General features: G+C 39.4%; 13 protein-coding genes. 1 reads left to right on the top strand and 12 read right to left on the bottom strand.

Translation table 11 applies throughout. The features are described 5' to 3' along the window. Positions 1-162: 162 nt before the first annotated feature. The 5 genes from HUE98_RS01390 to HUE98_RS01370 all read right to left on the bottom strand — a co-directional run bounded on the left by HUE98_RS01390 (position 163) and on the right by HUE98_RS01370 (position 3750). The gene (locus HUE98_RS01390; RefSeq protein ID WP_241422112.1) at positions 163-1446 is read right to left on the bottom strand and encodes a uroporphyrinogen decarboxylase family protein; all 1284 of its coding nucleotides are present in this window, start codon (positions 1444-1446) and stop codon (positions 163-165) included. Between the two features lie 2 nt (positions 1447-1448). Beyond that, positions 1449-2147: a carbohydrate ABC transporter permease gene (locus HUE98_RS01385; protein WP_241422111.1), complete on the bottom strand. Its 699-nt coding sequence runs from the start codon at positions 2145-2147 to the stop codon at positions 1449-1451. Then, positions 2129-2278, bottom strand: coding sequence for a hypothetical protein (locus tag HUE98_RS01380; protein ID WP_241422110.1), 150 nt, complete (start codon positions 2276-2278; stop codon positions 2129-2131). Before HUE98_RS01380 ends, HUE98_RS01385 begins: the two co-directional genes overlap by 19 nt. After that, a complete protein-coding gene (locus HUE98_RS01375) occupies positions 2279-3154 on the bottom strand; it encodes a carbohydrate ABC transporter permease (RefSeq protein ID WP_241422109.1) in 876 nt (291 codons plus the stop codon). Between the two features lie 422 nt (positions 3155-3576). Continuing rightward, entirely contained in the window at positions 3577-3750 is a 174-nt protein-coding gene (locus HUE98_RS01370; protein WP_241421311.1) for a hypothetical protein, read from the bottom strand. Between the two features lie 32 nt (positions 3751-3782). On the opposite strand from HUE98_RS01370, the gene HUE98_RS01365 reads away from it, so the two are divergent. Then, positions 3783-5033, top strand: coding sequence for an IS110 family RNA-guided transposase (locus HUE98_RS01365; protein ID WP_241421312.1), 1251 nt, complete (start codon positions 3783-3785; stop codon positions 5031-5033). Between the two features lie 180 nt (positions 5034-5213). Here the strand turns inward: HUE98_RS01365 and HUE98_RS01360 are convergent, their stop codons facing one another. The 7 genes from HUE98_RS01360 to HUE98_RS01330 form a co-directional block, all read right to left on the bottom strand. After that, a complete protein-coding gene (locus HUE98_RS01360; RefSeq protein ID WP_241423478.1) occupies positions 5214-6272 on the bottom strand; it encodes an extracellular solute-binding protein in 1059 nt (352 codons plus the stop codon). A 145-nt stretch (positions 6273-6417) separates the two neighbouring features. After that, positions 6418-7452 (bottom strand): ABC transporter substrate-binding protein, encoded by a 1035-nt coding sequence (locus HUE98_RS01355; RefSeq protein WP_241422108.1) that lies wholly within the window; start codon positions 7450-7452, stop codon positions 6418-6420. 98 nt (positions 7453-7550) lie between these two features. Then, the gene (locus tag HUE98_RS01350; RefSeq protein WP_241422107.1) at positions 7551-8609 is read right to left on the bottom strand and encodes a uroporphyrinogen decarboxylase family protein; all 1059 of its coding nucleotides are present in this window, start codon (positions 8607-8609) and stop codon (positions 7551-7553) included. 189 nt (positions 8610-8798) lie between these two features. Continuing rightward, positions 8799-10886 (bottom strand): molybdopterin-containing oxidoreductase family protein, encoded by a 2088-nt coding sequence (locus HUE98_RS01345; RefSeq protein WP_241422106.1) that lies wholly within the window; start codon positions 10884-10886, stop codon positions 8799-8801. A 79-nt stretch (positions 10887-10965) separates the two neighbouring features. Continuing rightward, positions 10966-12003 (bottom strand): ABC transporter substrate-binding protein, encoded by a 1038-nt coding sequence (locus tag HUE98_RS01340; protein ID WP_241422105.1) that lies wholly within the window; start codon positions 12001-12003, stop codon positions 10966-10968. Between the two features lie 27 nt (positions 12004-12030). Next, positions 12031-12810, bottom strand: coding sequence for an ABC transporter permease (locus tag HUE98_RS01335; RefSeq protein ID WP_241422104.1), 780 nt, complete (start codon positions 12808-12810; stop codon positions 12031-12033). After that, on the bottom strand, positions 12791-13636 hold the full coding sequence (locus HUE98_RS01330; protein ID WP_241422103.1) for an ABC transporter ATP-binding protein: 846 nt from the start codon (positions 13634-13636) through the stop codon (positions 12791-12793). The genes HUE98_RS01335 and HUE98_RS01330 overlap by 20 nt, the downstream gene beginning before the upstream one ends. Positions 13637-13643: the final 7 nt, after the last annotated feature.

The following is a 13643-nucleotide window of genomic DNA, read 5'->3' as shown; positions in this document are numbered from 1 at the left end:
ATCCACATCCCTTGCTCTCATGCTTTTTGGTTATCGGCGTTTAACTTCTGGACACAAAAAATCCCTTACAAATGTTTTTGAACTCCACCTTTGCCACTGCTGCTTTCCTCCTGCATACTCCGATATTTTTTAGTATTTGTTTACAAAATGTTAATATGATGCCTAAAATCCATATTTTATGTGTTTAAGCCGATATGTTTTGTCTTCAATGGTAATTGATGAGTTTATATCGATATGTTCAGTTCCCATCAGCTTATTAATTTCATTCATTCTTTTTTGATATTCATCAATACTAACTTCCCTTTTTTTCAACCTTCTACTCAAATATATACACGCTTCCTGGATGCTGCTGAGTATAAGCTCCCGGGACCAATTATTTAGAGATATTAATTGATTGACCTCTTCAAAACTTTTATCTGCCATGGTTCGCCATAACAACTGGATATGGCTGTAATCCTCCCTGTTCCGAACAGGAAACCTCCGGGTTATGTTAAATAATGCTTTCAAATTATTTTCCGGGGTGTCAGGTGAAAGGCCCCCTCCTGAACTTACAATAAAGTTCGGAAAATTTTTAATTTCTTTATTTAATCTCAATACCTGTTTTTCAATTTCATCAGCGCTGTCCTGAAGCAGGGAAATAGAATTAATATTACCTAAAACCACTATATCCTGGGACAGTTTATGCCCCATATCCCGCATATCCACATGAGAATCAAGGCTCAAACACTGGGCACCTGTTTTTATAAATGCATCTATCAAATAATTGGTGCTGCCTGGCACATGCAAAAAGCCCGGAATTGATATACTGTCATAAATATGTTTTAAAAACATACCTGAAAAACTCTCAAAATGTTCTTTTGAAACCAAAACCGCAGAGGGTTCTGCCAACCAAAAAAAATCTGCCCCTTCTCTTTCACATTCCTGAGCCATTTCAATTATCCAATTGGTTATTCTCCCCAGGATTTTATGGAGAAAAGCAGGTTCTTTAATACAGCTTTTACATAATCTTTCTGTACCCAACAGCAACCCTGCCACTGTAAAAGGTCCAAAACAAGCGCCCCCAACCAGTTTGTTTGATATTTGTTTAAAGGTACTTATACAAGAAATATAGGGCTTATATAGTTCATCCTTAAGAATTCCTGCTGTTTTTATCTTTTTGAAATCTTTTTCATCCCTAAGCTGATTTTCAACAACATACTCTACTCCATTTTTTGTATGAGAAGTTTTAAAACCTAAATACTTCACTATATTTTGCATGGGCATGGTTGAAAAAACTAAATCGTGTCCATATTCAGTAGATTGAAAATACATCCACCGGGCAAGGGTTTCTTCAGGATTCAAACAGTATTTTTCAACTGATTTATTAAACTTTTCCCTGCTGCCACCCCCTACAGGTGAAACTAATCTTCTGTCAAAGCTCTGAACATATTCTATTAGTTTTCCCATATCTAACCGTTACCTTTCTTTGGAACCCCGGTTAAAACCATGCTGTTAATAAACTTCTTTTGTAATATGAAATATACAATAATGATGGGTAGTGAAGCAAAAGCTGCCGCTACAAAAATTTCATTATATGCTTTGGAGTAAATATCCTGCATCATCACAATACCTAAGGGAAGGGTAAATTTTGCATCACTTCTTAAAACAACCAGGGGCCACAAAAAATTATTCCAATTAAACATAAAGCTAAATATTCCTAAAGCTGCTAATGCTGGTTTAGCCATGGGCAGTATTATTTTAAAAAATATCTGAAGCTCTGTTGCTCCATCAACTCTTGCCGCCTCAATCATATCGTCAGGAACGGATAAAAAAAACTGCCTCATGAGAAATATTGCAAAGGGAGAGGTAACATAAGGTAATATTATAGCCAGTGTAGAATCTACCAGATTCATAGAAGATATTATCATATATAAAGGGACAATAAGGGCCTGCCTTGGCAGCAATAGAGTAACAACTATTAATAAAAAGAGTATATTTCTCCCTTTAAAATGAAACTTGGCTAAACCATACCCCGCTAAAGATGACAAAAGTAAATTTGCCAAGGTTGCTGTAACCGCGATGATAAGACTGTTAAGAAAGTAAAGTGCAAATGAATATTTTTCAAAAATAATCTTGTAATTATCCCATTTTATGGGTCTGGTATCCACTGTACCGGAAGGGCAAAAACATCCTGCTGATATTTTAAAGATGTTACTACCATGAGGAGGACCGGCATAACCATTAAAAAAGATAATAGTATCAGCATTAAATATTTAACAAAAAGAGAAATACTTTTCATTTAGTGCTCCCTCCCAAGGCGAAACAACATAATGCTGAAAATACTAACAATTAGCAGCAAGACCACAGATAATGCAGAGGCTTTTCCCATCTGCAAAAACTGAAAACCGGTACGGTAAATTAATAACGATAATACCTCAGAGCTGTTGACCGGCCCCCCGCGGGTCATAACATAAAAGGGAGTAAAGGTGTTAAAAATATTAATCAACACAACTATACCGGCAAATAGAACTGTAGGCTTTAATAGAGGAAGTGTGATAAAAAAAAATCTTTGCCAGATTGATACACCATCTATTGCTGCAGCTTCATAATACTGTTTAGGTATATTCTGTAATCCCGTTAAAAATATTACCATAAAATAACCTACATTTTTCCAAAGAGCAAAAATTATAAAACCGACTATTACATAATCAGGGTCTGTCAACCAGGATATGTATGTATTTATAATCCCTATTTTTAATAAACCCTCGTTAAATACCCCATAGGGATGTAATAAAAACTTCCATATCACTGCCGCAACAACTTCCGAAAGAACCACCGGTAGAAATATTAATAACTTAATTGTGTCTGAACCTTTAAACTGATTGTTTAAAACTACAGCAAGAACTAATGACAGCACTATTATAGGGATAATTGACCCGGCTGCAAACTGCAGAGTAACCCATAACGAGTTATAAAAATTACTGCTGGTAAAGATATTGACATAATTACTTAATCCCACCCACTCAGGAGGATTTAACATATCATATTTGGTAAAGCTTGTAATAAAAGCTATTACAACAGGATATCCTAAAAAAACGGTTAAGAAGAACAATGCCGGAGCCACAAAAAAGACTCCGGCTTTATTTTGTTTTTTCTTTAAGTTACCTTTTTTCATCCTCAAATCTCCTTGTATACTATGAGCAGCAGACGATTTGGACGTAAATTTCCAGTTCGGATGGTGCTCATTTGTTCTTTGAAAACTTTATACAGAATCAAATCTTGTTATCTAACTTACTTATGATCTTTTTAAAAAAAGATTAAAAAAATTAGCAGCAGGGGTTGTGAATATGTGGTCAACGCGAAGCGTTGTCCAAGCAGTTCGTGGGGTCTGTGGGTAACTCGAAGAGTTATCCATCAGAATCCACAACTGCGGCATATTCACAAGCCTATCAAACAATACGTTTCCGCGTATCATGTCAAATTAATTGAAAAAAGGGTTTACAGTTCTGGGATGTCTTTGGGAAAATATAGCCATAGGTGTCTACCAAGGGAATGTTCAATTTTCTCCCGTTGCCCCGTTATCGGGTGTCTTCCTTTTTAAGAGTGTTCCCCTGGCCCCATGTTATAGACCAACACGCTGACTGTTTCCCGGTTGCCCCTCTCTCCTGCCAGCAGAGGGAGACCAGTGCACCGAGGGGAACCGGTGTATTCCAATAGCTCGCAAGGCTGTCGTTCATGGGTTTCCCAGGGACATCCCAGGACTGTAGACATCACATCCTTTTTCTAAGGAGGTGAAAACGACGATGACTATCCCTTTGTTTGTCGGTATTGATGTAAGCAGCAAGGAAAATGTAGTATGCTGTTTAACCGATGAAGAAGAGAAACGAGCTTTATGCCGCTTTACTGTTCTAAATAACCGACCCGGTATCATGGAGCTGCAGAAACGGATTAATCAGCTGGTAGATAAGCATAGTTTTGATGAAATTCGTTTTGGACTGGAACATACCGGCTGCTACTCGACTCACGCCGCCATATACTTACATCGGCATTTAGATTTTGGGTGCTCTAATGTTAAAGTCTATATGTTTAACCCGAGCCTAATTAAGGAGTATAAAAAGTCTCATTTCCTTTCCCCCCCTAAAAATGACCGGGTGGATGCCTGGTATATTGCCGCCAAGGTTCGGTCCGGCCACTTACCTCATCCCTTCACCTGGAGTGAACCGATGATGGCACTGCAGCGGCTGACCCGGACCAGGTACCATCTCATGAAGGCACTGGTAAGAGAAAGTAATTTCCTTATGACCAACCTGTATTTAAAATGCAGCGATTACACGCTTGTTTTTGAAAACAAGCTGTCGGCAACTTCTTTGGCCGTCATGGAGGAGTTTGAATCCACAGAAGCTTTAGCAGAAATCTCTGTGGACCAGCTGGTGGAATTTTTAATCCAGCATGGTAAAAATCGATTTGATGATCCTCAATCTGTGGCTAAGGAGTTACAGAAAGCAGCTCGTTCTTCTTACCGATTATCTAAGGCTATGGCTGATTCTGTTAACCTAGCTATGGCCTCCAGTATTCGGGTCATTCGGACAATTCAGGAACAGATTAAGTCTATAAAAAAGGCTATTGAAGACCATTTAAAAACGATTCCTCAAACTCTAGATTCTGTCCCGGGTATCGGTCCTATCTTTTCTTCTGGTATCTTGGCTGAAATTGGTGACATCCACCAGTTTGCCAGCCATAAGCAGTTGGCTAAGCATGCGGGCATTGCCTGGACTGAGAATCAATCGGGAAACTTTACGGCCAGCCAAACACGGCTAATTCACTCTGGGAACCGCTATTTACGATATTACTTAATGGAGGCGGCTAACAGTGTTCGGGTGCACGACCCTGTTTTTGCAGAGTATTATGCCAAGAAAAAGGCAGAGCCGAAACAGTTCGCCCATAAACGGGCCCTTGCTCTTACAGCACGTAAACTGGTACGGTTGGTCTTTCATCTGCTAAAGACGAACCAACTCTACCAACAGAGAGGAGGAAACCAACAAGAAATATTATAAAGATTAGCTGCGATTCCATCCACCCATAATTTACCGTTAATGTAATTTTAGTACTGTTAATTTGGGTGGCTTAGTTAAGTGATGCCTTTTTTGGGCAAGCACCCCCTTAACAGCAGCGAATTTCTTAAATAATTTCCAGTTAACTACTTGACATCACACCGCTGCTCTAATTAAAAGCAATTATTCCTGCAGCGCTCTATTAATCTCCTCAGCAGCAATATCTAAAGACTCTTGAGGATCCATATCTCCTATCAGACTTCTTTCCATGGCATCTGCTACCGCCTTTTCAATTTCTGGATAGACAGGCGAACTCTCAGGCCATATGCCCGCTTCTAAATCAATGGAAAATACTTCGCTAAAGGGAAACTCCTTCCATGATTCCGATTCTAACAGTCCTGGCTTCGGCATAAGTAAACCGGTTCTTTCAAACTGTTCCCCCGGGTCTGATGTTAAATATTGTAGAAATTTCCAGCCTTCTTTTTGCATTTCACTGTCTACTTTATTTGACACAAACCACCAGTAACCGCCCATAAAGGTAAGTCTGTTATCTAAATCCACCTGTGGAAGGGGAGCTACCATGTATTTATCAACAATATCCCTACCTTCAAAATTACTTCTTGCCCAAGGACCGGCAATCCACATGGAACTAAGGCCTGTCATAAAGTCTTCTATTGCCTCCCCTGTGGTAATTCCCGGTTCAGTAACCTTATGCTTGTGAACCAAGTCATAAAAATCCTGTAAGGCTTTTACCCCGGGTTCTTCATTTATGGTAGCCCTGGAACCATCTTCACTTAAAATACTTCCTCCATGCTGGGCAAGGAGAGGCCCCCACACAAACATCCACCAGTGTGCTCCTGGTATATAAGGTAAGTCGTAACCTTTCTTTACTAGTTTTCCATCTTCCCGAACAGTCAATTGTTCCGCAACTATTTTCAGCTCTTCCCAGGTCTTTGGAGCATCATTAACAGGGTCTAAGCCTGCTTCTTCAAAATGTTCTCTATTGATATATAAACTCCAGGTATTACCAATAAAGGGAAGTGAATAAAAATTGCCATCACTCTCTCTAACACCCTCAATAGCACCTTCAAACCATTCACCAGCAAACTCTTCCTGAGAGTTATGGCCCATGGTTTCCCAGTCCACCGGTGCTATAATATCCAAATCTATGAGGCTTTCATAGTATAAGCATAAAAAATCAAATACTACGGGCCCGTCCCCTCCAGCAAAAGCTGTATATATTTTGTTGCCTCTTTTTTATGTTCGGTAAGTAGTCATCTGATATTTTTAAATTTAACAGGACACGAAGTCATTTGAGATATGTTTAGCAATATTTTTTATGCCCCTTTTTTTTATTAATATTAATTAATCATACTTATTCGCATAGCTATCTCCCAATTTCCTCCCAGGCTTTGTCCAGAAACGATTCATCGTATATTTTGTCTACAGGGATATCACTGGAGATAGCCCCAACACTCTTTGCCAGTTTCAATGCCGCTTGATAACCTGATTCCGTATGCTTTCCATCCACAGTAAATTGCTCATATTTTTTCGCTTCCTCTATATCAATTAACAGGGTTTCTTCATCCATGAAAAATGGAGCAAGCGCTTCTGCTATTTCTTCAATCGTATGCTCATCAATCCATTTTATTCCTTTTGCTACAGCAGTTACAACTTTCTGTACCGTTTCAGGGTTTTCTGCAATGTATTCATCGGTGGCAAACATTATATACATTTCATACGTTTCCGAACCCATCATTTCTTTAAATACCGTAGTATCACGGCCATCAACTAAAATTACTCCATCATTTTCAAGTATCATTTGAATAATACTTCCATTCCATCCACAGCCTGCGACAACGTCTCCAGTCTTCAAAGCAGAAATGATGCCAGGACCAGGTACCATGGTAAGATCTACATCTTGGTCAGGGTCTAAGCCATAATATGCCAAACAAGCCTTCACCCATGCAGTAGGAGAGCCGCTGGGTGTTGACCCTGCTACCACTTGTCCCTTTAAGGATTCCACAGTTGTAAATTCCGGCCCCTGCCCTATCATTGCATAGGGAAACCGCTGAGAAGTAGATACTAGTATTTTTACATTCTGGCCGGCTTCTGTTGCCATCATGGGCATTTCAACCCCCCTGAAACCAAACTGTGCATCTCCAGAAAATACTGCAGCTGCGGGATCCCCGCCGCTTATTGTTTGAATATCAGCAGTTAGCCCCGCCTCCTCGAAAAAACCTAGCGTCTGGGCTACATATATAGGCCCCCATAGTACTCCTCTGGCAGGTTCAGTAATCACAATTTCCTGTAGCTGGGCAGGCTTCTGGTCATTATTCGTTGACGCCGTTTCATCTGCACACCCAACCAACATAATCATTAGAACGCCTGCAATCAATAAAAGAAATAATAACTTTTTCATTTTTTTCTACCCTCTTTCTTGTTTTTTCCTACTGTTTAACAGCAGGTTTCCAGCGCATAGCTCTGTGCTCCACTACTTTATAGATACTGTAAAAAGTATTATTCATAACTACCAAACTCTCTCGCTGCTTTTACCATAGCATGTAAATTGGCAGAAGGGGTAGTTGGAGGAAGAGCGCAGGATGGCATTATAATAAAACCTCCAGGATGATTTTTCATCTTTTGTATAATATGCCTGCTTTCTTCAAATACTTGCTTCGGTATTCCTGACTGCATCAATATGGTTGAAACATTGCCTCCAATAATGTAATCCTCACCTAACACTTTTGCTGTTTTAAAGATATCCATCTCATGCCCCACTGTAAAAATCGTTCTAGAAACAAGAGGAATTTCTTTAAGCCATAAGTGCAAATTGCGAGTGTGGTCTCCACACAAATGTATGACCCACCTCCTCAAACCTTTATCAATTAACCTTTCGTGTATCTGCTTTACATATGGGAGAGTAAAATGCTCAAATACTTTTGGTGAAACCACTGCATGACATTCCCAAGGAAATGTAGAAAAAACAGAACACGCTTCCGGCCCGAATTCTTCTATGAAAATATCTGCTATTTGTAAAAGATAGTCGGTACACAGCCTTAGAATTTCATGAACTAGTTCAGGCCTCGTACATATCCAGCGAAGCAAAAGAGCAGGTTCCACAACAGAGCCAGCTAATCCCATAGGGGATCCCCCGGGAATTATTGCTGGATATCCTTTTTCCCTGGCAAGCCTGGCAAAACGTATCATTCTCTTCCCGGCAGGAGCGCTGATAAATACAGGCACTTTAAGATGCTGAACATCTTTTTCGCTGATTACAGGACGCTTAGAAAGATTGGGCAGCGCGTAATTTGGTGATTTTGGAAAACTTAACTCCCCTCCAAAATCCCATCCTCCCCACTCAGGAATATTATATGTAGGGTTTCCATCGTATTGATGAAGATCAGAAGCCCAAAGCTGGGCATCCAAAGCTTTTTCAGGATTAAGATAGAAATCTTCCAGCGTCAAGCCGGAAACCACAGCAGAATAAGCAATAGCTAAAGAAAAAACAGGAATTCTATCCAAATCCCCTTTTTGAACCAATGCTTTCATTCTTTCAAATGATGTAAGCCTGTCCATAAGTACCTCCAAACTATTTACCATATTTAATTAGGCTCATTTAATAGGAACGACTCATCTATATTTTTCATAAAACAGTTTTATTATCGGTTCTGCTTTATCTTAATCCAATATACTCGTGACTGACATAAAGGTTAATATGGAATCCTTTTTATCAATAGAATAATGCTTTGTTCTTTTTTGCGTTATTTATTTTTTTAATATCCTGGCCAAAAAGGAGCGATCCGGGGGGAAACCTGAAACCGGGTCCAAAGCTTCATCATCCGTTAAATTATTAGCATTAGATTCATCCCAGCCATGGGGAATGGATATTACTCCCGGAAGAATATTGTCAGTAATCTTGACCCTTATTTGTATTCTTCCCCGGGGAGACTCTACAAATATCAGCTCTCTGTCCTCAATTCCAAGGCTGTTAGCAGTATCCCCATGCACCTCTAATTCCGGTTCCGGTTCTAACTGCCTAAGAGATGGAATGTTATGAAAACGGGAATGCATATACGCCATGGTCCTGGCTCCGGAAGTTAGTATCAAGGGGTATTCACCGTACAATTGTGGTGTTGATACAGGGCTTTCTGCCGGTTCGTTATAAAAAGGGAGAGGATCATAGCCATATTCTTTCAATTCTTCTGAATATATTTCAACCTTACCTGATGAAGTACTAAAACCAGACTTTAAGTATTTTTTTTCCTCCTTGACTTTATATTCATAACCCTCGTCTAAACGCTGCTTTAATTTTTCAACGCTGATTCCTAGCGGTTTCAACCTGTAATTTAATGCTTCCACTTCATTTTCCCAGGTAAAATATTTTCCAAGACCCATTTCTACTGCAAGTTTTTTACATAATTCCCAGTCAGTCATTACTGGCTCCTCTTTTATCTTTGGTGAAAGACAAAGTCTAGGCATCCCTTTTAAGCTGGCAAAATCACATAACTCATCTCTGCTTAAAAAAGTGTTAACAGGAAAAACCACATCTGCAAGCTTTGCAGTTTCTGTCATGAAATTTTCTACAACCACTAAAAACTCCAGACTAGAAAATGCCCTCTTAACCCTTTCTGCATTAGGCCAGGTCAGAACTGAATTGCTTCCTGCTACCATCATAGCCTTTAACGGATAAGGCTTTCCCTCCAGTATTGCCCTGGCAAAAATATTTGCCTGGGCATTGTTATTATATTTATAAAACAAAGGATACTCCTCCTGGCCTATAGCAGGCTTGGAAACAGCTTCATCCTTTTCTATCTTTAAAGAATTAAGTACAGCCGGTGGAGCAAATAGAACCCCGCCTGCTACGTCGAGATTTCCACAGATAGCCTGCAAAATAGAGATAGCCCTGGCGGTTTGAAAACCATTTGACTGCAGCTCCAGCGCTATGCCCACAGAAATACAAGCTGGGGTGTTTTTTGCATAGAGGTAAGCAGCTTCAATTATTTTTTCAGAAGGCACCCATGTTATTGATTCTACCTTTTCAGGAGTGTAATTAACAACTAGGTCAACCAACTGATTAAAACCAATAGTCCAATCTTTTACAAAGTCTTTATTATATAGCTCATTCTTTATTATTACGTGCAGCATTGCCAAAGCCAGAGCACCATCTGTCCCCGGCCGGATTTGCAGGTGAAGATCGGATTTCAACGTAGTTGAAGTATTCCTGGGATCGATTACAAGCAACCTCGAACCTTTTTGCATAGCTTTATTAATATCTCTCATCAACAATGGAGAAGACTTAGCCGGATTGCTACCCCACAGCACTATGCAGCTGCTATTTTTAAAATCAGGAATTGGAAGAATGCCATAAGTCATTTCGTTGGCCATTTTTTTAGACAGGTGGCAGTGACTTCCCGCCGTTGAAAAATTCGGTGAGCCAAAGGCAGCACTAAACCTTTTTAGATAATGTGTAAACTCCTTCCTTACTCCAGCTCTCCCCACATGGACCGCCAATGCTTCTGCTCCATATTTTTCTTTAATTGTATTAAGCCTTTCAGCAATATATGTTAAAGCATCAGTTGGAGACACTGCCTGCCATTCTTCTCCACTCTTTTTTATCAAAGGCGTTTTTATTCTGTCGGGCGCATTTATTATCTCATCAACAGCCATGCCCTTAGGGCAAATGTATCCCCTGCTGACACTATGTTCCTTCCGGCCACTGACTCTAACAATCTCTTCCCCTCTTATCAAAACATTCAGTGAACATAGACCATTGCATATTTCACAAGAAGTTATGAAGGACTCACCAGGGATACTTTCTGATAGAACCGCTTTCTTTTCGATGTTTTTACTCATTCCAAAACCTCCGTTTATAGTAAAATTCTCTTTGTTCAATAACATCTTCAAAGATACGTCAAGAGGTTATTGGCAATGTTTATTTTTCAAGTTCTTCCCAAGCTTTTTCCAAGAATGATTCATCATATATCTTAGCTGCAGATATATCGCTAGAAATAGCACCAACACCTTTTGCAAGTTTTAGCGCTGCTTGATATCCTGATTCCGTATGCCTTCCATCCACTGTGAATTGATCATATTCTTTTGCGCTTTCTATCTCAATTAATAGTTGTTCCTCTCTGTCTGGGAAAAGCGGAGCTAGTGCTTCTACAATTTCTTCAGTTGTATGCCCATTAATCCATTGAATGCCCTTGGCTACTGCAGTTACAACTTTCTGTACTGTTTCAGGGTTTTCTGCAATGTAATCATCTGTTGCAAACATTATAAACATTTCATATGTTTCAGATCCCATCATTTCTTTGAATATGGATATATCACGACCATCAACTAAAATTACTCCGTCATTTTCAATTAGCGTATGAATAGTATATCCATTGTTTCCGTTACATGCGACAACGTCCCCAGTTTTCATGGCAGCAATTAATCCACTGCTACTTGTCATCACAAGATCTACATCCTTATCTGGATCTAATCCATAATGTATTAGACAAGCCTTAACCCACGCTGTAGGTGAGCCACTGGGCGTTGAACCAGCTACCACTTGTCCCCTTAAAGATTCCACAGTAGTAAAATCCGGTCCTTGCCCCATCAATACATAGGGAAAACGCTGTGTAGTAGATACCAGAATTTTTACATTCTGACCGGCTTCTGTGGCCATTAAGGGCATTTCAACCCCTCTAAAACCAAATTGTGCATCACCAGAAAATACTGCTGCCGCTGGATCGCCTCCACTTATCGTTTGAAAATCAACACTAATTCCTGCCTCCTCAAAAAAACCTAAAGTCTGAGCTAAATATACAGGTGCCCAGAGTATTCCTCTAGCAGGTTCAGTAATCACAATTTCCTGTAACGAGGCTGTTTGCTGGTCATTATTCGGTGCAGTGGTATCATTTCCACACCCAACCAACATTGTCAATAAAACGCTTAGAATCACTAAGACATATAATAACTTTCTCATTTTTCTACCTACTTTCTTATTTAATTCCTACTGTTTTTCAGCAGGTTTCCAGCGCATAACTCTGTGTTCAACAACTTTATAAACACTGTCAAAACTAGCCATCACAACAATAAGGATAAAAATACAGGATAAAACCCGTGTAATATTGTATGTACCACCAGCATCTTGAATCATCCATCCAAGTCCTCTGTTAGATCCAATATATTCTCCCACAATTGCGCCAAGAATTGACATTCCCAGTCCTGTTCGTATACTAACCATCAACCACGGCATACAGGCAGGCCAAATCACTTTGGTAATGATTTGAAATGTAGTTCCACCCATCATTCTAACTGTATTAATCAGCGAGATATCTACATCTCTGTACCCGGCATATATATTAAATAAAAAGGGGAAAAAAACCATTACAGCTGACATGACAATTTTGGATTCAATTCCGATTCCAAACCAGAAAATTAAAAGGGGGCCTAAAGCAAGCTTGGGCAAGCCATTTAGACCAACCATAATTGGCAAAAACATCTTGCTGATTCTTTTACTAGCACCAAAAATAAAACCTGACACTGTTCCCAAAACTCCGCCATAAAATAGTCCCCACATGGCCTCTTTTAGCGTAACAAATAGATGCTTAGTAATGTCACCATTCTCCTGCATTCGTATAAGGTCAGATACAATTATTGAGGGACTACTGAAAAAAAACGGATCAACTCTCCCACTTTGAACGGAAAACTCCCAAAAAAACAAAAAGGTGGCTACAAACAATGCTGTCCCTAATAAAGATGATACCGAATTAGTGAACCTTTCTTTCATTTTCCGCTCCTTCCCTGGCTTTAACAATTTCTTTTTCTAATCTTTTCCATATATCTTCTTCAGTTTTAATAAAAGCTGTATTAAATTTTATCTCCATAGTCTTTCTGGGACGGGGTAATAATATTGGATACTCAGCAATAACTTCTCCCGGCCTTGCTCCGATTAATAAAATCCGATCTGCTAAAGTAATAGCTTCCGATAGGTCATGGGTAACATAAATTATTGTTTTCTTTGTTTTTTCCCAGATTCTTAAAATATCATCCTGCAGCACTGCTTTGGTGAATGCATCTAATGGTCCAAATGGTTCATCCATAAATAGCACCTCTGGGTCGATCGCTAGTATCCTGGCAATCATGACCCTCTTTCTCATTCCACCAGAAAGCTCGTGCGGGTAACTATTTTCAAATCCATTAAGCCCCATCTGGCTAATCAAATCTGATGCTAATTCAAACCGATTTTTCTTGGGTATTTTTTTTAATTCCAGACCTAATGCTACATTTTCGATTACAGTGCGCCATGGCAATAAAGTATCCATTTGAGATATATAACCAATTTTCGAGTTTATACTGTTAACATCTTCACCATCAATAGTTATATTACCAGTATCTGGTGAAAAAAGCCCGGCCATTACGTTAAGTACAGTGCTCTTGCCACATCCACTAGGACCTATCAATGCAAGAAACTCTTTGTCATAAACACACAACGAAAGATTTTTAAGCGCCAACACATCATGCCCTTTTGCAGAAGAAAAACTAACAGTAATATTCTCAACACAAAGTTTTATGACTCTTTCTTCTACCACATTTATATCCAATGCTTTATTCATAACATTT

The sequence above is a fragment of the Candidatus Contubernalis alkalaceticus genome, assembly GCF_022558445.1.
Classification (GTDB): Bacteria; Bacillota; Dethiobacteria; order SKNC01; family SKNC01; genus Contubernalis; species Contubernalis alkaliaceticus.
The sequence above is the reverse complement of the archived record's forward strand: the minus strand, read 5'-3'. Positions and strand labels throughout refer to the sequence as shown.

Excerpts from the sequence above, each read along its gene's own strand:
- HUE98_RS01390 (WP_241422112.1), bottom strand. The coding sequence starts at position 1,446 with ATGGGAAAACTAATAGAATATGTTCAGAGCTTTGACAGAAGATTAGTT.
- HUE98_RS01380 (WP_241422110.1), bottom strand. The coding sequence starts at position 2,278 with ATGAAAAGTATTTCTCTTTTTGTTAAATATTTAATGCTGATACTATTA.
- HUE98_RS01375 (WP_241422109.1), bottom strand. The coding sequence starts at position 3,154 with ATGAAAAAAGGTAACTTAAAGAAAAAACAAAATAAAGCCGGAGTCTTT.
- HUE98_RS01370 (WP_241421311.1), bottom strand. The coding sequence starts at position 3,750 with ATGTCTACAGTCCTGGGATGTCCCTGGGAAACCCATGAACGACAGCCT.
- HUE98_RS01365 (WP_241421312.1), top strand. The coding sequence starts at position 3,783 with ATGACTATCCCTTTGTTTGTCGGTATTGATGTAAGCAGCAAGGAAAAT.
- HUE98_RS01355 (WP_241422108.1), bottom strand. The coding sequence starts at position 7,452 with ATGAAAAAGTTATTATTTCTTTTATTGATTGCAGGCGTTCTAATGATT.
- HUE98_RS01350 (WP_241422107.1), bottom strand. The coding sequence starts at position 8,609 with ATGGACAGGCTTACATCATTTGAAAGAATGAAAGCATTGGTTCAAAAA.
- HUE98_RS01345 (WP_241422106.1), bottom strand. The coding sequence starts at position 10,886 with ATGAGTAAAAACATCGAAAAGAAAGCGGTTCTATCAGAAAGTATCCCT.
- HUE98_RS01340 (WP_241422105.1), bottom strand. The coding sequence starts at position 12,003 with ATGAGAAAGTTATTATATGTCTTAGTGATTCTAAGCGTTTTATTGACA.
- HUE98_RS01335 (WP_241422104.1), bottom strand. The coding sequence starts at position 12,810 with ATGAAAGAAAGGTTCACTAATTCGGTATCATCTTTATTAGGGACAGCA.
- HUE98_RS01330 (WP_241422103.1), bottom strand. The coding sequence starts at position 13,636 with ATGAATAAAGCATTGGATATAAATGTGGTAGAAGAAAGAGTCATAAAA.